The sequence below is a fragment of the Rhizobium favelukesii genome (assembly GCF_000577275.2).
GTDB classification, from domain to species: domain Bacteria; phylum Pseudomonadota; class Alphaproteobacteria; order Rhizobiales; family Rhizobiaceae; genus Rhizobium; species Rhizobium favelukesii.
Window position 1 is genome coordinate 1,303,192 of sequence record NZ_HG916852.1, and the last position, 19,186, is coordinate 1,322,377.

General features: G+C 60.8%; 13 protein-coding genes, 1 tRNA gene and 3 pseudogenes. 5 read left to right on the forward strand and 12 right to left on the reverse strand.

Going from position 1 to position 19,186, the window contains the following annotated elements; all coding sequences use genetic code 11:
- Window positions 1-323: 323 nt before the first annotated feature.
- Complete coding sequence (locus LPU83_RS44795; protein WP_024313713.1) at window positions 324-767, forward strand: glyoxalase superfamily protein; 444 nt, start codon at window positions 324-326, stop codon at window positions 765-767.
- Window positions 768-772: 5 nt separating this feature from the next.
- Here the strand turns inward: LPU83_RS44795 and LPU83_RS73010 are convergent, their stop codons facing one another.
- The 8 genes and pseudogenes from LPU83_RS73010 to LPU83_RS44835 all read right to left on the reverse strand — a co-directional run bounded on the left by LPU83_RS73010 (window position 773) and on the right by LPU83_RS44835 (window position 8,916).
- Window positions 773-931 (reverse strand): hypothetical protein, encoded by a 159-nt coding sequence (locus LPU83_RS73010; protein ID WP_167546202.1) that lies wholly within the window; start codon window positions 929-931, stop codon window positions 773-775.
- Between the two features lie 86 nt (window positions 932-1,017).
- On the reverse strand, window positions 1,018-1,851 hold the full coding sequence (locus LPU83_RS44800; RefSeq protein ID WP_024313712.1) for a helix-turn-helix transcriptional regulator: 834 nt from the start codon (window positions 1,849-1,851) through the stop codon (window positions 1,018-1,020).
- Between the two features lie 49 nt (window positions 1,852-1,900).
- A pseudogene (locus LPU83_RS44805) lies at window positions 1,901-2,062 on the reverse strand (DUF1127 domain-containing protein); the annotation flags it as partial.
- Window positions 2,063-2,245: 183 nt separating this feature from the next.
- Complete coding sequence (iolB, locus tag LPU83_RS44810; RefSeq protein ID WP_024313711.1) at window positions 2,246-3,043, reverse strand: 5-deoxy-glucuronate isomerase; 798 nt, start codon at window positions 3,041-3,043, stop codon at window positions 2,246-2,248.
- Between the two features lie 111 nt (window positions 3,044-3,154).
- The gene (iolE, locus tag LPU83_RS44815; protein WP_024313710.1) at window positions 3,155-4,072 is read right to left on the reverse strand and encodes a myo-inosose-2 dehydratase; all 918 of its coding nucleotides are present in this window, start codon (window positions 4,070-4,072) and stop codon (window positions 3,155-3,157) included.
- Between the two features lie 67 nt (window positions 4,073-4,139).
- Entirely contained in the window at window positions 4,140-5,990 is a 1,851-nt protein-coding gene (gene iolD, locus LPU83_RS44820; protein WP_024313709.1) for a 3D-(3,5/4)-trihydroxycyclohexane-1,2-dione acylhydrolase (decyclizing), read from the reverse strand.
- 23 nt (window positions 5,991-6,013) lie between these two features.
- Window positions 6,014-7,948, reverse strand: coding sequence for a bifunctional 5-dehydro-2-deoxygluconokinase/5-dehydro-2-deoxyphosphogluconate aldolase (locus LPU83_RS44825; RefSeq protein ID WP_024313708.1), 1,935 nt, complete (start codon window positions 7,946-7,948; stop codon window positions 6,014-6,016).
- Between the two features lie 104 nt (window positions 7,949-8,052).
- On the reverse strand, window positions 8,053-8,916 hold the full coding sequence (locus LPU83_RS44835; protein WP_024313707.1) for a MurR/RpiR family transcriptional regulator: 864 nt from the start codon (window positions 8,914-8,916) through the stop codon (window positions 8,053-8,055).
- A 203-nt stretch (window positions 8,917-9,119) separates the two neighbouring features.
- Between LPU83_RS44835 and LPU83_RS44840 the strand changes: the two genes are divergently transcribed.
- The 3 genes from LPU83_RS44840 (at window position 9,120) to LPU83_RS44850 (ending at window position 11,703) form a co-directional block, all read left to right on the forward strand.
- Window positions 9,120-10,235 (forward strand): Gfo/Idh/MocA family protein, encoded by a 1,116-nt coding sequence (locus LPU83_RS44840; RefSeq protein ID WP_024313706.1) that lies wholly within the window; start codon window positions 9,120-9,122, stop codon window positions 10,233-10,235.
- Between the two features lie 84 nt (window positions 10,236-10,319).
- A complete protein-coding gene (locus tag LPU83_RS44845) occupies window positions 10,320-11,537 on the forward strand; it encodes an NAD(P)/FAD-dependent oxidoreductase (protein ID WP_024313705.1) in 1,218 nt (405 codons plus the stop codon).
- Window positions 11,538-11,612: 75 nt separating this feature from the next.
- A tRNA-Ser gene (locus LPU83_RS44850) sits at window positions 11,613-11,703 on the forward strand.
- Window positions 11,704-11,747: 44 nt separating this feature from the next.
- Here LPU83_RS44850 and LPU83_RS44855 read toward each other — a convergent pair.
- Both LPU83_RS44855 and LPU83_RS44860 read right to left on the reverse strand, forming a co-directional pair.
- Window positions 11,748-12,917 (reverse strand): annotated as a pseudogene (locus LPU83_RS44855) (integrase core domain-containing protein).
- 313 nt (window positions 12,918-13,230) lie between these two features.
- A pseudogene (locus LPU83_RS44860) lies at window positions 13,231-14,262 on the reverse strand (IS110 family RNA-guided transposase).
- Between the two features lie 697 nt (window positions 14,263-14,959).
- Between LPU83_RS44860 and LPU83_RS44865 the strand changes: the two are divergent.
- Window positions 14,960-16,036: a porin gene (locus LPU83_RS44865; RefSeq protein WP_024313701.1), complete on the forward strand. Its 1,077-nt coding sequence runs from the start codon at window positions 14,960-14,962 to the stop codon at window positions 16,034-16,036.
- 96 nt (window positions 16,037-16,132) lie between these two features.
- On the opposite strand, the gene LPU83_RS44870 is transcribed toward LPU83_RS44865, so the two are convergent.
- Both LPU83_RS44870 and LPU83_RS44875 read right to left on the reverse strand, forming a co-directional pair.
- Window positions 16,133-17,020: an alpha/beta fold hydrolase gene (locus LPU83_RS44870; protein ID WP_024313700.1), complete on the reverse strand. Its 888-nt coding sequence runs from the start codon at window positions 17,018-17,020 to the stop codon at window positions 16,133-16,135.
- A 62-nt stretch (window positions 17,021-17,082) separates the two neighbouring features.
- Entirely contained in the window at window positions 17,083-19,155 is a 2,073-nt protein-coding gene (locus LPU83_RS44875; RefSeq protein ID WP_024313699.1) for a transglycosylase SLT domain-containing protein, read from the reverse strand.
- Window positions 19,156-19,186: the final 31 nt, after the last annotated feature.

The following is a 19,186-nucleotide window of genomic DNA, read 5'->3' on the forward strand; positions in this document are numbered from 1 at the left end:
TGTTGTAGGTTTCGAGATTAGCGCAAGATTGCTGACAACTTCTGAATAATCTCCCTACAATCCGAAGCTTATGCCTGTCTGAAGAGCAGAATGCGTCATTGTTGGGCAGGGATGGGCGGGGCTGAGGTTTAGGCGCCGCTTGACAGCCCGCCGTCCTTCAAGCATATCGGGCGTGGCTCGAGGCTCCGGCCGCTCGCGGACGACAAGTCCATGGTGAAGTCCTCGACAAGACCAGTCACAGCCAATTTGGTGCATGCTGACTGCAGGCAATGCGAGCTCCCTTGTACAGGTCGAAATGGCATGCCTTCCGAAAGGCTGAATCCGTGACCACTGCATATCCGACAATCGAAGAATTGAAATCGCAAGCCAAACGCCTTCGCCAGGCCATGGAAACACGCGGCACTGCGATCTCTCACAGCGCCGTGCTCGAGCTCGTTGCCCAGCAGCACGGCGTGCGCGACTGGAATACGCTCTCCGCGCTCGCCACTCGGCGGAACGAGGAGCCAATCTCCGCCATCTCCGTCGGCTCCCTGGTGAACGGCCGCTATCTGAACCAGCCGTTCACCGGCAAGGTGCTCGCGCTTGCGGGGCAGCCGGGAGGCGGGCTCCACAAGATCACCATCCACTTCGACGAACCGGTGAATGTCGTGACCTTCGAGAGCTTTTCCGCCTTCCGTCAGCGCATCAATGCACAGATCGACGGCAACGGCGTATCGCCGCGCAAGACGTCGAACGGCGTTCCGCATCTCGTGCTCGACATCTGGTGAGGCACCTAGTCTTTGCCGCGCGCGATGCTTGCGGCTGCCGAGGCCTCCTTCAAGGCCTCAGCACATTCCTGACAGCAAACCTCGACGGTTTTTCCGCCGAGTTTCACGCTGATGGTGTCGGGGCCGAGTTCACAGTCGCAGGCGGCACATGTGGTCTTCTTCATGGGATTATCCTCCGTTTGCCGTCCCGGCTTGGGACGATGCCATCAGAGCATTCCACCCACAGGACCGCTGTCGAAATCTTTAGCGATCATGCCCGCAAGCGCGCTGCGCGCTGGAATTCCGCTGGCGTCTGGCCGAAGGCCTGCCTGAAGGACGATGTGAAATGGCTGTGGCTGGAGAAGCCAAGATCGAGCCCGAGCGCCGTCAGATCCTCGTACCTGCCGAGCAGATCGAGCGCACGGGCAAGGCGCAGCCGCAACTGGTAGCGATAGAGCGGCGTCGCCTCCACTTGCTGGAAGACCTGGGTGAGATAGACCGGGGAGACGCCAACCTCTGCCGCGATATCGCTGAGCGTCCAGCGTCGCGAAAGATCGGAAGAGAGCACAAGCTTCGCGCGGTCGACGAGTTTCTGACGGCCGACGCTTGCGCCTGCGGCGTGCGACGTCCGCTCCCCGAGCGAACGTCGCACCAACGTGAGAACCAATGTCTCCGCCTCCAGGGTTTCGGCGGCGCCTCGATGCAGACCATGGCGAAGCAGCGCAACGAGCGCTTGCGCGCGCGGGTCGATGCGTCGCCGCTGGCGATGGAAGGAGACCGGAATGGAGGATTGCAACTGCTCTTTGGGGGCAAGTTCTGCCAACAGCGCCTCATCGATCGCAAGATCGAGGCAGGCATCCCCGCCCTCGACGGGATGGCTGATCCAGTAGCCTTGCGAAGCATTGAAGAACAGCACCTGATTGGCTTCCGCGACGGTGTCGTTACGTCCGGCATGGCGCATGAAGACACCGCGATAGGGATAAACCAAGCTGGTCTTGTGCGCGCATTCTTCATCACTTTTGTGGCGGCACTCGCCGCTGCAGACGACATCGCGAATCGCGATCGTTTTCGTCCTCAGCAGCAGGGCGGTCGAGAATTGCGACATCAGCTTCATTACCTTCTCGGACCGGGCAGCATCATCGGCCTATCCAATGCTAACCACAATCATTGCGATTGCTAGACGAATGCCGGCTGTAGATATGGACATCGCTTTCGGTCTGACCACGGGAGAGGCCGATATCTTTCAGCTGTTCGTCGGAAAGCTCCAGCAGCGCATTACGATCCCGACGTTCGCCCAGCTTGCGCGCGCTCCACCGGATCAGGCCGAGAAGCGTCGCGACCAACCATGGCCCGAACGTTTGCTTTGAAAAGGACCTGTGAAGGGGCAGTGTCTCGGTCGGGTGTGGCATGGCAATCCTCCATCCGTTGATGCTGATGGAGGAATTGAACCATCAGCGCCTTTGCGGCGCTGTCAGATTATTTAGCGATCGTCATCTCGCTTAGGCTTTCAGCAGCCACTCGTGTTCCGGCGCATTGTAGAACTTCCAGATGCGCTTTGGCCCAGCCATGACGTTCAGATAGTAGAGGTCATAGCCGTAGCAGGCCGCGCAAGGATGGTAGCCTTTCGGCACCAGCGTCACGTCGCCGTCCTCGAGCACCATCACTTCGTCCAGCGATCGGTCGTCGGTGTAGACGCGCTGGAAGCCGAAGCCCTGCGGCGGGTTGAGGCGGTGATAGTAGGTCTCTTCCAGCAAACTCTCGTTGGGAAGATCGTCCTGATCGTGCTTGTGCGGCGGGTAGCTCGACGTGTGCCCGCCCGGCGTGATGACTTCGACGACAAGCAGTGAATACGCCGAGGCGTCGTCTTCGGGCATAATGTTGTTGACGTGGCGCACATTGGTGCCCTTGCCGCGCGTCAGCGCCGGGTGGGTGCCGGGCGGAATCGCTTTCGCCTCGTAGGTGCCGCCGCCCGGAGCAGAGCAGACCGCGAGTTCGAGGTCCGTCTCGGCCGTCACCGACCACGCGGATTCCATCGGAATATAGAGCGCATGCGGTGCACCATCGAAGGGGCTCATGCGCTCGCCCAGCGTGCCGAAATCCTTGGTGCCGGCCTTGGCCTTGCCCTTGCCGCTGACCCAGACGAGGCAAACCTCGCGTTCGCCCGTTTCTCCCGAAACGGTTTCATTCGGTTTCAACCGATGCATGTCGAAGCCGACATAGGTCCAGCCGGCATTTTCCGGCGTGACATGAGTAACGCGGCCGTGCGCGCCCGACGGTTTCACCTTGAGGTTTGGCATTCGTGGTACTCCTTGATGATCTGGCTTTCTTGTCCTCGACCCCTCCGCGTTGCGGGAGGGGTCGTGGGAGGAGCAGAAATGCAATTGGCCACACCTGTCGCGGACGGCGCGCTATTCCTTGGGGAAGCCTTCGGTTTCCACCGTGTAACCGGCGGCGGTCATGACGCGCATCAATTCGGCGTGGCCAATCTCGGCCATTTTCTGCGGCGGAGCCCTGCGCGGATCCTGTTCGGCCTCGACGACGAACCATCCCTCGTAGCCGTGATCGGCCAGCCGCTGGACGATGGCGCCGAAATCGAGCGAGCCGTCGCCCGGCACCGTGAAAGCGCCGAGCGCCACCGCATCAAGGAAGGACTGCCGGCTGCGGTCCAACCCGTCCACCACGGGCTTGCGGATGTCCTTGACATGAACGTGGTTGATGCGGGCGTGGTGATTGTCTATGGCGCGCAACACGTCGCCGCCGGCAAAGGCCAGGTGCCCAGCATCGAGCAACAGCGGGATGCCTTGGCCCGAATTGCGCATGAAGGCGTCGAGTTCCGGCTCGGTTTCGACCACGGCGGCCATATGATGGTGATAGGAGAGCGGCATGCCCTCATCGGCACACCATTCCCCGAACTGGGTGACGCGGCGCGCATAGGCCTTCATCTCGTCGTCGGAGAGGCGCGGCTTGGTCGCCAGCGGCTTGGAACGGTCGCCCTGGATGGAGCGGCCGGTTTCGCCATAGACGATGCAGGGCGCATTGACCGCTTTGAACAGCTCGATCATCGGAGCGATGCGGTCCTTGTTGGCGGCAAGTTCCTCGTCGACCAAAGTGCCCGAGAACCAGCCGCCGCAAAGCGTCACGTCGGCGGCGCGTAGAATGGGCAGCATCTCCCTGGGATCGTTGGGGAAGCGGCGGCCCTGTTCCATGCCGGTAAAGCCCGCACTGCGCGATTGGCGCAGGCATTCCTCAAGGGATACATCGTCGCTGAGCTCAGGAAGGTCGTCGTTCCACCACGCGATGGGCGACATGCCAAGTTTGGCCTTCATCAATATTCTCCTTAAACGCATTTTCTGAGGAACGGCAATCGCTCTTCCGAAAAACGACAACAATCAACTAGCTGATACGCTGGGCGGCGCGCGCTTCGACGTAGGCCTTGCGCGCCTTGTTGACCTGCTCGCGCGGGCTGACTTCGGGGACGGCAACATCCCACCAGTAGCCGCCGGCTTCCGTGGTGATCAGCGGGTCGGTGTCGATGACGAAGACCGATGTGCGGTCGTTCCTCTTCGAGTCGGCGATTGCCTTCTCGAGCTCGGCGATCGACGCGACCTTCACGGCAACGGCCCCCATGCTCTCGGCATGGCCCCGGAAATCGATCTCCGGCATCACTTCGTAGTGCGCGTCCTTCAGAAGGTTGTTGAAGTTCGCACCCCCGGTTGCCATCTGCAGGCGGTTGATGCACCCGTAGCCGCGATTGTCGAGCAGGACAATGTTGAGCTTCAGGCCGAGCATGACCGATGTCGCCAGCTCGGAATTCAGCATCATGTAGGAGCCGTCGCCGACGAGGACGAACACTTCCTTTTCGGGATGCGCCATCTTGGCGCCAAGGCCGCCGGCGATCTCGTAGCCCATGCAGGAGAAGCCGTACTCCATATGGTAGCTGCCCGGTGCGGTCGCCGGCCAGAGCTTGTGCATCTCGCCCGGCAAACCGCCCGCTGCGCAGAGGCCGATGGCCTTTTCGAGATCAATCGAGCGTGTAACCGCGCCGATCACCTGGGCATCGGAGGGCAGGGCGGCATTGGTGCTCGCCATCGCCTTGGCGGCTGCCTCCATCCAGACCTGCTTTTCCCGTTCTGCCTTCTGCGCCAATGCAGCCGGTGCCTTCCAGCCGGCGAGGCCGCTCGACACGGCCTTCAGGCCTTCGCGGGCGTCGGCCACCAACGTCTGGCCGTCGTGCTTCGCGGCATCGTAGGCGGCGATGTTCAGGCCGAGAATATTCAGCTTCTCGTTCTGGAAGAGCGCCCACGAACCGGTCGTGAAGTCCTGGCAGCGTGTTCCGACCGCGATGATCAGGTCCGTTTCGACGGCAATCGCATTGGCTGCCGATGTGCCGGTGACACCAACCGAGCCAAGCGCCAGCGGATGCCGCTCGTCGATCGCCGACTTTCCGGCCTGCGTGACGACGACCGGAATGCGGTGCTCCTCGGCGAAGGCGGTCAGTTCCTTGGTCGCCTGCGAGTAGAGGACGCCGCCGCCAGCGATGATGACCGGCTTTTCGGATTTCTTGATGAGCGCAATCGCATTCGCCAGCTCATCGGCATCCGGGCGCGGACGGCGCGTCGTCCAGACGCGTTCCTCAAAGAAGCTCTCTGGATAATCGAAAGCTTCCGCCTGCACGTCCTGGCAAAGAGACAGCGTAACCGGGCCGCAATCCAGCGGATCGGTCAGCACCTGCATGGCACGCTTCAGCGCCGCGATGATCTGTTCCGGCCGCGTGATCCGATCGAAATATCGCGAAACCGGGCGGAAGGCGTCGTTGGCCGACACTGTACCGTCGCCAAAATCCTCGATCTGCTGCAGCACCGGATCCGGCGCGCGGTTGGCGAAGACGTCGCCCGGCAGGAAGAGAACAGGAATGCGATTGACGTGCGCGACACCGGCAGCCGTCACCATGTTGAGTGCGCCGGGGCCGATGGAGGTGGTGCACGCCATGAATCGCTGGCGGAAACTCGCTTTGGCATATGCGATGGCCGCATGCGCCATGCCTTGCTCGTTGTGGGCGCGAAAGGTCGGCAGTTCACCGCGCACCTGATAGAGCGCTTCGCCGATGCCGGCAACGTTGCCGTGCCCGAAGATCGCCCAGACGCCACCGAAGATCGGCACCTTCTTGCCGTCGACGATGGTCATCTGCTTCTTGAGGAAATGCGCAACCGCCTGCGCCATCGTCAATCGTACAGTCTTGCCCATGGGGCACCTCCCAAATGCTCTAATTAATGTAGGCCGCGGGTTTTCAACCAGGCCTCGGTCAATTGGCGGAAGCGTCCGGCCATATCGGCGATCGCCTCCTCGTCGTTCATCTTGCCGGACAGCCAGGCGCGTGCCGCATCGGCAAAAATCGTCCGCCCCACGGCAAAGCCTTTGACGGAAGGGGCGGCCAGCGTCGCCTCGAAGCCCTTCACCAGCTCGTCGGCCGGCGCTTCAAGGCCGAGCAGCACGATGCCGCGGCACCAGGGATCGTGCTTGGCGATCACGGCGTCGATCTTCTTCCAGGCAGCCGTCGAGGCCTGAGGCTCCAGCTTCCACCAGTCGGGCTTGATGCCAAGTGCATAAAGCTCTTCCATCGCCGTCGAGATCGTATCGTCCGTCAACGGCCCGTTCTTGCTTGCAATGATCTCGATGAGCAGTTCGCGGCCGACCTTGCGAGCGGCCTCGAATAGCGTGCGCAGCTTTTCCTGCTGCTCGGTCTTCAGTGCTGCCGGATCATCCGGATGGTAGAAGCACAGGCACTTGATGCAATGGTCGAGCGGCCATTCTACGAGCTGCGAGCCGATGTCCTGGCTGAACTCGAAGCGCAGCGGCTTTGATCCCGGCAGTTCCACAGGGCGACCGATCCAGGCGAAGTTCTTGGTCGCCGCATCGAAGAAGGCGTCGCGCCCGAAGCGCTCATCGATCAACATTCCATAGCCATTGCGGCCATCCGCGACACGCGCGGCGGCTTGAACGGCAAGGCGCTTGAAGGCGACGATTTTCTTGTAATCGACGCCGAGCTCGTCGCAGACGCTTGTGAGCTGCGAGCGATGGTCGATCGCAAGCGCCATGAGAAGCGGAATATCGCCCTTGCGGGTCGAGGCCCAATGGATGTGGTTGATCGCGTCGTCCTTGCGCAGCGCGCGATGCTTGCTGCCGTGCTTCAGGAAGAAATCGAGCTCGGCCCAGGTCGGATATTCCGGCGAGCAGAGCAGGCGGGAAACGGCGAAGGCGCCGCAGGCGTTGGCCCAGGTGGCGCAGGTCTTCAGCGGCTCGTTCTTCAGCCAACCGCGCAAGAGGCCGGACATAAAGGCGTCGCCGGCGCCGAGCACGTTGAACACCTCGATGGGGAAACCTTCGCCGACAATGCCGTCTTCCAGATTGTCGCTGATTGGACCGTCATAGACGATGCAGCCCATGGCGCCGCGCTTGAGAACGATCGTTGCCGGCGACAGGCGGCGGATTTCCTTGAGTGCGCCGAGCACGTCGTCGGCCCCGGAGGCAATCAGGATTTCCTCTTCGGTTCCGACGATCAAATCGCAGTCTGGAAGCGTTTCCTTCATCTTAGATGAGACGCGGTCAGACTTCACATAGCGCTCGAAGCCCTCGGCGTGGCCCGCGAGACCCCAGAGATTCGGCCGATAGTCGATGTCAAAGATCACCTTGCGGCCGTTGGCCTTGGCGATTCGGATTGCCTTGCGCTGCGCGGTTTCGGTGTTCGGTCGGGAGAAATGCGTTCCCGACACCAGCACTGCGCGCGACGATTTTATGAAGCTTTCGTCGATATCGCCTTCATCGAGCGCCATGTCGGCACAATCCGAGCGGTAGAAAATCATCGGCGAAACGCCTTCGGCCTCGACGGCGAGAAGCACCAGCGCCGTCAGGCGTTCCTTATCGGTCCTGATACCTTTCGTCTCGACCCCTTCACGCGCCGATTGCTCGATGATGAAGCGACCCATCTGCTCGTCGCCAACGCGGGTGATCAGGCCGGACTTGAGTCCGAGGCGCGCGGTTCCGATGGCAATGTTGGCGGGGCAGCCTCCGACCGACTTGGCAAAGGAGCCGATATCCTCAAGCCGCGAACCGATCTGCTGCCCGTAGAGGTCGACCGAGGAGCGGCCGATGGTGATCACGTCAAGCGACGGCTCCGGCTGCGAGCCCGGGTTCGGTTGTGCCATGATGTCCTCCCGCTAGATTTTAGCTACGGCTTGATGCCTGCCGATTGCCAGTAATGAAACATCGGTTCCGTATTGTTGTCAATTCGGAATGTTTATTCCATTTTTCATTTCACCGATTTTGCGTGAGTTCTTTTCCGCCGCCGCTCGGCAATGGCGACTGGCAGGGCCATCGTCAGTGCCATCGAGGCCGAGAGCGAGCGGAAACCGGCAAAGTCCGCCTCCGCCACCTCGAACCAGCAGGTGGCGCGAGCAGCAAGCGGCGAAAAAGCCGAATCGGTGATGGCGACGACAGGCACGCCGCGATCCGCCAGTGCTTCCGCCTGGCTCAGGCTATCGGCGGCATAGGGCGAGAAGCTTGCGGCGATTGCCGCATCGTTCGGCGTCGCGAATTGCACCATCTCCGGATCGACGCCGTTTGGCGAAGCGACGATCTGGTGCCGGATATTCAGCTTCGAGAAGGCGTAGGTCATATGCGCAGTCAGCGGATAGGAGCGCCGCTTGGCGATCAGGTAGATCGTCTCCGCAGCCGCGAGAATCTCGACTGCCTTGGCAAAGGTGTCCGTCTGCACCGTGGCCGCCAGCCGGTTGATCGATTGGCTTGCGGCGGAAATGAAGCCGGATAGCAGGCTGGCATCTTCGTCCTCGCCGCTTGCCTTCTCCAGTGTCACGAGCCGCTCTTCATATGACAGTGTGCGGTCGCGAAGGCGCTCGCGAAAGATACTCTGCAGGTCCGAGAAGCCCACGTAACCGAGATGGTGTGCGAGGCGCACGAGGGTCGACGGCTGCACCTCGGATGCCGCCGCGATGCTTGCCGTCGTGCCGAATGCAATTTCATCAGGATTGCCGAGCGCAAAAGCCGCGACCTGTGCAAGGCGCTTAGGCATGTTTGCTTTGCGTTCGATGATGATGCTGCGCAGGCTCTCGAAGTCGCGCGGAACCCTAGCGGTCGTTTTGCTGTCACTGTCCATGCATGCGGTCCATTGAACGAAATAAACATTCCACAATGATCACCATAAATGATTTTCATACCGGAACCCAATTGTTTTTATTGCCTTGAAATCCAAGAGTTTTGAACGGTTCTCAAGTTTCGTGGCGCAAGCGTGCGCGGCAGGGGCGCTTGTCAAAATGATCTAAATATTCCAAAAACCACTCGGCATCTGGAGGAGATATGATGAAAGCACTGGGAATCGGCCTGATCGGCACCGGCTATATGGGCAAATGCCATGCCCTGGCGTGGAATGCGGTCAAAACCGTCTTCGGTGACGTCGAGCGCCCGCGCCTGGTTCATCTGGCCGAAGCCAATGCCGAGCTTGCCGGGAAGCGCGCCTCCGAATTCGGTTTCGAAAAGGCGACGGCCGATTGGCGCACGCTGATCGCCGATCCCGAAGTCGACGTCGTTTCCGTCACGACGCCGAACCAGTTCCATGCCGAGATGGCGATTGCCGCGCTCGACGCGGGCAAGCATGTCTGGTGCGAGAAGCCGATGGCGCCGGCGTACGCCGATGCCGAGCGCATGCTGAAGACGGCACGGGCCTCGGGCAAGGTTGCCGTTCTCGGCTACAACTACATCCAGAATCCCGTGATGCGGCATATCAAGGCGCTGATCGAGGAAGGGGCGATCGGTGCCGTCAATCATATCCGCGTCGAGATGGACGAGGACTTCATGGCCGATCCCCATGTCTTCTTCTATTGGAAGAGCGAACTTTCTGGCGGCTACGGCGCTCTGGATGATTTCGCCGTACATCCGCTGTCGCTGCTCTGGTATCTGTTCGGTCACGTGGAGGCTGTTATCACGGACATGGTGAAGCCGTACGACAGCCGACCGCTGAGGGAGGGTGGCCGTCGCGACGTCGAGAATCACGATGCGGCCAATGTTCTGATGCGCCTCGGCGGGGGCATCTCTGCTGTGCTGATGGCGAACCGCGCCGCTTGGGGGCGAAAAGGTCGAATCGCGCTGCAGATCTTCGGCTCGAAGGGCTCGATTGCCTACGATCAAGAGCGCATGAACGAATTCGAGCTCTACCAGGCGCAAGGCCGCGGCTCCGAACAGGGCTTCCGCAAGATACTCGCCGGCCCGGCTCACCAACCCTACGATCGTTTTATTCCGGCGCCAGGCCACGGGCTCGGCTTCAACGACCTGAAAATCATCGAATGCCGCGAATTGATCCGCGCAGTTTCCGGTGAGCCGTCGTCGATCGTGACATTCGAAGACGGTCTTAGGATAGAGAAGTCCGTTCACGCCATGGCACAGTCGTTCCACGAGCGCCGCTGGATCGAGATCGACTGAGGTCGATCAGCTTCCGGTTGACGGCGCTGGGGGTAGGGGCTAGGCCTTTGCTGGAACGCGCGAATGGATGCTGGGAGTGGGAACGTGACGGACAGATTGGTGATCATCGGCGCGGGGCAGGCGGGCTTTGCGCTGGCCGCGAAACTGCGCGCGCTCAAGGATATGCGACCCATCACCATCATCGGAGCCGAAGATGCGCTGCCCTATCAGCGGCCGCCGCTCACGAAGAAATATCTGCTCGGCGAGATGACGTTCGATCGCCTGCTGTTCCGGCCGGAACACTGGTATGGCGACAACAATGTCGAGATCAGGCTTTCCACCTGGGCTGAGCAGATCGTGCGCGACAAGAAGCAGGTGCTGCTGCAGGACGGCTCTTCGCTCGACTACGGTACTCTGGCACTGACGACCGGATCGACGCCGCGCGCGCTGCCGGCGTCGATCGGCGGAGATCTCGAAGGCGTCTATGTGGCGCGCGATAAGCGCGATGCCGATTTGCTGGCCGATGAAATGCGCCCGGGTCGTCGTGTCCTTATCATCGGCGGAGGCTATATCGGACTAGAGGCAGCTGCCGTCGCCCGCCACCGTGGTCTCGAGGTCACGGTCATCGAGATGGCCGACCGAATCCTCCAGCGCGTCGCCGCCAAGGAGACGGCCGACATCATGCGCGTGATTCACGAAGCGCATGATGTCGTCATCCGAGAGAAGACCGGACTAAAACACCTTGTCGGCCATGATGGCAGGGTCATCGCCGCAGAGCTCTCAGACGGGTCTACAATCGAGGTCGATTTCGTGGTCGTCGGCATTGGCGTCGTCCCGAACGACCAGCTCGCCAAGGAGGCCGGTCTCGAGGTCGCCAACGGGATCATCGTGGACGAATTTGCCCGCACATCCGACCCCTCGATTTTTGCTGCCGGTGATTGCGCGGTCCTGCCGTGGCAAGGCGGGCGCATCCGTCTCGAATCGGTGCAGAACGCTGTCGACCAGGCGGAGGCCGTTGCCGCCATCATTGCGGGCGGCAACGAAGCATATGATCCCAGGCCCTGGTTCTGGTCTGATCAGTATGATGTGAAGCTGCAGATCGCCGGCTTCAATATGGGCTATGACGATACGGTCCTGCGCCCGGGAGCGCGCGACGGCGCGCACTCGATCTGGTATTTCAAGAACGGGTCGTTCATCGCCGTCGATGCGATCAATGACGCCAAGGCCTATGTCAGCGGCAAGAAGATGCTGGAAGCCGGGATCAATCCCGACAAGGCGATTATTGCCGATGCATCCGCCGATCTCAAACAGCTGTTGAACTGAGTAGCCCCAGCATCAGGTGAAAAAGCCGAAAAAGCGCTTGCGTCACCTGTCGAATGACTCTATCAGGCTCCCACCGGAGAGGTGGCCGAGTGGTCGAAGGCGCTCCCCTGCTAAGGGAGTATACGTCAAAAGCGTATCGAGGGTTCGAATCCCTTCCTCTCCGCCATCACATCACTTGTCCGGCCCGGAGACATAGGTAACAGATCGTCCCTAAGACATCGGTGACAACCTCGTGCCGAACGGGTTGTCGATGGTTTGCAAAGTCCTCTGCTCCAGGTCGATATATCCGAGATCATAGTGCATGAAGCTGACGAGCCAAATGCCGTCGTCGACTTCCTCGATGCCCAGTTTCTGGCCGGCCAGCACGGTCGAGATGTTGATCATCTTGCGATAGATGCAGATGCGGCCGCAATTGGTCACCAGCGCATCTCTGTCGTGGAACGGGTAGTCGATCTCGGGCAGTCCGTTATAGATCCGCGCTGATGTTGTGTAGATGTCTGCAGGGGCTCTCATATCCAGCGCCTCGTGCGGCCGTTCGGTATTGAATTCGCTGACGAATGCATCGAAGCGGGCCTGTTGCTGCAGGATGTTCCTGCCGGGTGGGCGCGTCGCCTCCCTTTTGAGTGTCAGGTGCATGCGCTCATGCCGGCCATTCTGTTGCGGATGGCCCGGCCTGATGCGCTCGAGGCCGATGCCGAGCCTCAGCCACCAGACCGACAGCTTCGACAGATTGTAGAGCCCGTTGGGGCTGGCGAACGGCAGGCCGTTGTCGCTACGGATCGCGCTTGGCAGGCCATGTTCGGCAAACTATCGGCGGAACGCCTCGAACACACCCACCTCCTTTGTCGATTCGACGGCCTCGCAGGCGAGCAGGTAGCGTGACACCTGGTCGGTGACCGTCAATGGGTAACAGTATCGACCATCGCCGAGCTTGAACTCGCCCTTGAAGTCGGCGCACCACACGTCGTTCGGCGAAAGGGCCTGTGATAAGGCCGTTCCCTCTGCCCGATAACGCTGTCGCTGGCGGGCATGAGCGACCAGTCCGTGCCGGTCGAGAATGGCATGCACCGTGCTTTTGGCGGGCACACGCACGTCGCCGGCAAGCTTCCTGACAAGCAGTTCGCGAATCTTCCGCGCCCCCCAATGCGGCTTGTCCTTCTTGCAGGAGACGATCTTCGCCTCCACCGGTGCGGGCAACTGGTTGGCATAGCGCACTGGCCGCCCCGAGCGATCCGTCAACGCCTCCGGGCGGTTGAAGATCTTGTAGCCGGTCTTGTGCGAGATGCCGAACTCCCGGCACACGTCGCTCATGCCTTCGCCCTCAAGCCGGGCGACGAAACGTAGACGTTGCTCCATCACCGAAGTCTCTTTCCACGGCATCAACACCTCCCGCAAAAAGCGAAAAGTGTTACCGATGTCTTCTCTATTTGGCGTGTTGGGGTCAAGCGCTTACGAGCGTCTCCGGTTCTTCGGGGCATGACATCTTCCGCAGGTCCTCGCTTCTCTTCGGGATCGGCGTTTCGCCCTCCCAGCATGGGGTTAGGAGGTTGAGGCGGTTCAATCTCCGGTACGTGATTACCGCGTGATGCGATCGGCACAGACATGGGTTCGAACTTGCCTCATCCATCGTCCTGCGAAGGACGTCCTTCCGCCGGCTGGCGGAACTTTGTGTCTTTCTCCTTCCGGCCTGTTGTCAGCTCGCTGATGTGGGGGCTTCCCGCATCCAGCGGAATTCAGTGCCGTCGAGCCACATGCGATGCATGACGACCGCTAGGCGACGAGCGGGCGCGACTTTCGCTTTCGCCATGCCGCGCGGTTTGGCGATCTTCATCGCCCAGGCTTTCAGCCACGACCATTTCCTCACGCGCGTCAGCAGCTGGGCAGCCTCATAGAGCAAAGTGCGCATCGTGCCGTCCCCGCATAGCGATATGCAGCCGACGCGCTTGCTTTCCCCGGACTCGTGGAGCTTCGGCGTTAGTCCCAGGATCGATCCCACCGCCTTGGAGTTCTGAAGCGCTGCGGAATGTCGATTGTCGCGGTATAGGCGAGCGCCACCACGGGGCCGACACCAGGGATCGTCATCAGGCGCCGGCAGGTGGCATCATCCTTCACGACCGCCAGAGCTTGTCTGTGGAGGTGCGCAAATTCGGTACGCAGCTTCCCTCGGGCGGCAAGCAGTGGCTCCATGATTGCCGCGAGATCGGGCATGCCTTCGGTGAGCTCGCGAATGCGCTCTTCGAACTTCGCCGTGCCCACGGCGCCAACCTTCAGCCCAAAATGCGCAGAAGGCCGCGGATGTCGTTCTCGATGGCGATCGCCTTTTCCTGCAACAGCTTGCGGGCCGCCAAGAGCGCCCGCCGCTCTGGCTCGTCAGCGTCTTCACATGCACTGGGCGATACAGATTGACGCGCATCATCTGCGCGATGCCGCGCGCATCGTTGCGATCCGTCTTGTTGGGCTGCGCCTTCAGGAATGCCTTCACATGGCGTGTCTCGATGCAGATGACCGGCAATCCCGCCCTGGCCAGCCCCTCAAATAACCACTGCGACAAAGGTCCGGCTTCAAGTCCGATCCGCTCGACGTTCCAGGTCTGGCCCTTCAGCGCCGCAATGAGATCGTCAGGGTGGCTGACAACCTTCACCTCACGACAGATCTTGCCGGATTCGTCGATAATGCAAACGGCGGTCTCTTTCACCGAGACATCGAGGCCAATAAAGTGCTTCATGCTGCGCTTCCTTTCCTGATGCTCGTGGCTGTTTGGACAGACCACGTTCTATCATCAGCTCGAAGCGCAGCACCTCCCTGCATCACCGCAGAAGATGGGGCGCAAGCCGAATACCCATCTCCGGTACGAAACCTCAGGTCGGGCAAATTTGTTTCGACAATGACCACGCCCTCGAGGCACTGTCCCTTTCGTTTGGCGCCTACCACCCCTGCGCTTGGCGCTCCGAATCTCGCGTCAGCAGAATCGAATTGAGAATCATCCGTAGTCAGCGAAACTGATTCTGCTCCGATTGAGGCTGCAGCCTGAGGCGCCGCCAACTCCTTGTCATCTGCGTCTCCTATGAAAGACGGGAATCTGGCGAGAAACTGGTTCCAATGTGGCACAATCCACAGCCCCGCACCGCTGCCCGATGCCGGTAAATTCCCGCAGAATCAGGGGTTTCTTAACAAAGTATAAAGAAACGGCAGGGGCGCGTGCCGCATTTGTGACCTTTCAGCAACAGCGCATGGGGAAGGCTGTGACAAATACCCCAAACGGGCAAGTTGGTGATTGCGTGACAGTCCCGGTCTTGTATTTTCAACTTCGGAAGCGAGGGCGGTTGATCGTCCGACTTCTTGAAACATGGGGATGGGGCAGGGAACGCTGCTCTAACGGCGAAAAACCCAGACCCGATCGAAACTTTGAATTGGAGGTCAATATGAACATCAAGAGCCTTCTTCTCGGCTCCGCTGCTGCTCTCGCAGTAGTTTCCGGTGCTCAGGCTGCTGACGCTATCGTTGCTGCTGAGCCGGAACCGGTTGAATACGTCCGCGTCTGTGACGCTTACGGCACCGGCTACTTCTACATCCCGGGCACGGAAACCTGCCTGAAGATCGAAGGTTACATCCGTTTCCAGGTTAACGTTGGACCGGACCAGGCCGCTCCTGGCACGTCTGACTGGGATGCGGTTACCCGCGGTCAGGTTCAGTTCACGGCTAAGAGCGACACCGAGTATGGTCCGCTCACTGGCGTGATCGTTCTGCAGGCCAATGCCGATAACGCTACCTTCCAGGAAACGATCCTCGACTCGGCTTACCTCGACATCGCTGGCTTCCGCGCTGGTCTGTTCTACAGCTGGTGGGATGATGGTTTGTCTGGCGAAACCGACGTTCTGGCAAGCGGCTCGACGCTGCATAACTCGATCCGCTATCAGTATGAGAGCGGCGACTTCTACGCCGGCATCTCGGTTGACGAACTGGAAGACAGCATCCACGGCACTCGCAATGTTGCGAACGTTGACGGTTCGTTCGGTGAGGGCGAGACCGCCAACAACGTTGGTATCGCTCTCGGTATCGGTGGCAAGGCTGGTGCCTTCACCTACCAGGTCATCGGTGGCTATGACACCGACACCGAAGATGGCGCGATCCGCGCCATGGGTACGGTTGCTATTGGTCCGGGCACGCTTGGCCTCGCAGCGGCTTGGGCATCTGGCCCGAACGCCTACTACGAAGAATCCGAATGGACGATCGCAGCTGAGTACGCCATCCAGGCGACCGACAAGCTGAAGATCACCCCCGGCGTTCAGTGGTTCGACAACTACCGCAATGGCAGCTACGGCGGTGGCGGCGTGACGAACACGACCGACTTCACCAGCGACGACGCTTGGAAGGTCGGCCTGACGGTTGACTACCAGATCGTAGAAAACTTCTACGCCAAGGCTTCGGTTCAGTACCTCGACGGTGACAACCTCGACGACGTCACGACCGGCTACTTCCGCCTGCAGCGTGCATTCTAATCTGATCTGACTTTGGTCAATCAGGGGAGCCCGGCTTTCGAGCCGGGCTTTTTTGTTTGCGGGACATTGCACGAGTGGGCTTCCTTGGAGCAGGCCCTACGCTTCCGCAGGGAAGCGCCTGATACGCTGGAACACTGGCTCCAGATGCAGCAGCGGTGCGTGTCCCTGCCCAGGAGCCTCCACTATCACGAGTGATGGATACCGAGCTTTCATCTCCGCAACCGTCTTGTCCGAGAGAAGATCGGAATGCTCTCCTCTGACGACCATCAGTGGTTCTGCAGCCAATCCATCGTAATACGGCCAGAGATCGGGTAGCGGCTGGTCGAAATCAATCATCTGCACCTGGGCGGCAATGGCGGGATCGAAATCGGCGACGGGCATGCCATCGACGTCGCGATAGATCGCCGTCGCCATCTCCTGCCAGTCATGCTCATCAAGGGCTGGGAAATACCGGCCATCGCAGGCCTTGAGGAACGCGACCGCTTCCGGCCAGTCGCGCGGCGGCGCGGCGGAATTGAGATAATCGCGAATCCGCTTCAGGCCTTCCGCCTCAATCTTCGGCCCAATGTCGTTGAGAATGGCACCGGCGATCAAGTCCGGCCTCATTTGCGCCAGCAGATGAAGAATCAGCCCACCGCGCGACGTGCCGATGAAGATGGCGCGATCAATTGCGAAATGCTGGCAGGCCGAGATGACATCCCGCGTTTCGACGCCGAGAGTGTAGTTGGCCTTGTCGGCATCCCAGTCGGAGTGGCCGCGTCCGCGAGAATCGAGGGTGATGACACGTCTCGGCGTCGCCGGCTCGGTCGACAGCAACAGTGCCAGCTGGTGAAAGTCGCGCGAATTCCGCGTCAATCCCGGCAGGCAGATGACCGGCAGCCGGTTCGCACGCTCGGGACCACCATAGTCTCGCGCATATAAAGTGAGTCCATCCTCAGTGAGGTAGGTTATCGCCCGGAATCGATCATCTCTTGCCGTGTCCACGCTCATCGTCCTCGTTGTGCAGAGGACAGATTAGCGAGGCCGGCAATATTCGCAAATCGCGATCAGGAGGAGCGGCCGTCGGTCAGGTCGCGGACGATGTCGCTCGGCTGGCCAAGCCGGGCCTTGTAGACTTCGTAGTTCTCCATCACGCGCTGCACATAATTGCGCGTTTCGGGGAAGGGGATCCGCTCGATCCAGTCGACGATGGCATCGATCGACTGTCCGCGTGGATCGCCATAGCGACCGATCCACTCTGGTACTCGCTTCGGACCCGCATTGTAGGCAATGAAGGTCATGATGTAGGAGCCGCCGAAAGCGTCGATCTGTTCGCCGAGATAATGCGCCCCGAGCGTCGCATTGTAGCCGGCGTCTGCCGTCAGCCGGTCCTTGGAATAGGCAATGTTGTGGCGCTTGGCGACGGCCTTCGCCGTTCCCGGCAAGATTTGCAGCAGCCCGCGGGCATCTGCAGCTGAAACGGCGGCCGGATTGAAAGCACTTTCCTGGCGGGCAATCGCGTAAGCAAGTGCCTTGCCGGAGCCGGAGATGTTGGCATTCGTCGGAATAACACCAAGCGGAAACGCCAGCGCCGCGACGTCGACGCCGCGGGAGTAGGCTATCTTGCCGACCTGCAGCGACAGATGGTGGTCGTCTGAACGCTCCGCCTGCGCACTTAAAACCGCAAGTTCGCCGGGGCTCTGCAGTTGCTCGGCGAGCGCCAGGTACAGGCCCTTGGCCCGCCAGCCATGGCCGGCTGCATCGAGACGGGCAATGGCCTGTACCGCTTCACGCGACAGATAGCGCTGGCGGTCGGCCTGGGTCGGCGATGGATAGCTCACATTCAATGTCTTGCGGCCAAGCTTGTCGCTGGCGAGCTGCCCATAGAAGGTCGTCGGATAGCTGGCGGCCTTCGCGTAGAATTCGGACGCCTTTCCAGGTCCGCCGGCCTCGGCAGATCGTCCCATCCAGTACCAGGCGCGCGATACGGAAATCGGTCCATTGGAAAAGTCGAGAATCTTGCGGAAATGCGCCTGCGCCGCTGCCGGATCCTGCAGGCCGCGCAGGGCATACCAGCCCGCGTGGAACTCGGCCTCGACGATGTCGGTCGGCGTCGCTGCGGCATAGCTGGCAACGATCCTGTAGGCGGCCTTGAAATCTCCCTGGTCGACCAGGCCTCGGCTGACGATCCGCTGCTCGTTCCACCACTCGCCTGCATTGACCAGTTCGTCCCGATTGCGAGGCGCCTGCTGCAGCAGCTTGGCGGCATCCGCATATTTGTCCTGTTTTCGGAGGTATTCAATGCGTGCAAAGAGGTAGCCGGCATCGCCCTTCCACTTGCCATCGACTGTGGCAAGAAGTGCGCCGGCATTGGGCGCCTTGCTCATCACGGCAGCCCAGGCCTTGTAGAGCGACTGGGCCTGACCCATGTCGCCAAAGCGCTTGGCCTGCACCGCGTGATTGCGATACATCAGGTAGTCCATTCGCGCCTTGTGATCGGCCGGTGTGAGCAGACGGGAAAACTCCGCCAGAATCTTGTCTTCGGTCGGCTTATCCAGCGTCTCGCCACACCAGACCTTGCGAATGTATTTCGCGGCCTGGCTCTGCTTGCCGGTCGCGACGAGTGCACGGGAAAGGATTATCGCGCCCGAAGTCGTCTCCGGCCCTGTCTGCCCGAAGGCCGCCAAGACCGCGGTCGGGCCAGGGTTTTCATCGTAAAGAGCGCGTTCGGAGTAAGCCCGTAGTTTCGCGAGCCCTGGCCATCCCTGCAATTCCTGCGCCGCTGCCGCAATCTCCGTCGAGGGAATGCCCTTCTGCCCGGAGACAGCAATCGCCCATGTCAGAATGTGCCGGTCCAGTGTCCCGCGTCCCATCCGGTCGCGGATGGAAAGCGCCTGCAGGGGATCGTTGTCCGAAAGCGCATCCAGGCCGGACTTCAAATCGCTGTTGAGGGGTGCAATTGCCTGCCCGCGCGGAATCGAGCCGGTGACGATCGATTCCGGCATTGTCGTCTGCGGCACAAAACCGATCGGCTTTACATCGGGAACCGGGGTGTCCTCGTTCGGAAGCGAAGACGCGGCGCTGCTCCACGCAGCGGCGGTAAAGCCGAGGGCGGACAGGATCAGGACTGCTTTCTTCATGGGACACTCACAACGAAAACACGCCCGTCCA

Coding starts and splice junctions, on each gene's coding strand:
- iolD (WP_024313709.1), bottom strand. CDS start 5,990: ATGGGCAAGACTGTACGATTGACGATGGCGCAGGCGGTTGCGCATTTC.
- LPU83_RS44825 (WP_024313708.1), bottom strand. CDS start 7,948: ATGGCACAACCGAACCCGGGCTCGCAGCCGGAGCCGTCGCTTGACGTG.
- iolB (WP_024313711.1), bottom strand. CDS start 3,043: ATGCCAAACCTCAAGGTGAAACCGTCGGGCGCGCACGGCCGCGTTACT.
- LPU83_RS44840 (WP_024313706.1), top strand. CDS start 9,120: ATGAAAGCACTGGGAATCGGCCTGATCGGCACCGGCTATATGGGCAAA.
- LPU83_RS44835 (WP_024313707.1), bottom strand. CDS start 8,916: ATGGACAGTGACAGCAAAACGACCGCTAGGGTTCCGCGCGACTTCGAG.
- LPU83_RS44875 (WP_024313699.1), bottom strand. CDS start 19,155: ATGAAGAAAGCAGTCCTGATCCTGTCCGCCCTCGGCTTTACCGCCGCT.
- LPU83_RS73010 (WP_167546202.1), bottom strand. CDS start 931: ATGAAGAAGACCACATGTGCCGCCTGCGACTGTGAACTCGGCCCCGAC.
- LPU83_RS44800 (WP_024313712.1), bottom strand. CDS start 1,851: ATGTCGCAATTCTCGACCGCCCTGCTGCTGAGGACGAAAACGATCGCG.
- LPU83_RS44865 (WP_024313701.1), top strand. CDS start 14,960: ATGAACATCAAGAGCCTTCTTCTCGGCTCCGCTGCTGCTCTCGCAGTA.
- iolE (WP_024313710.1), bottom strand. CDS start 4,072: ATGAAGGCCAAACTTGGCATGTCGCCCATCGCGTGGTGGAACGACGAC.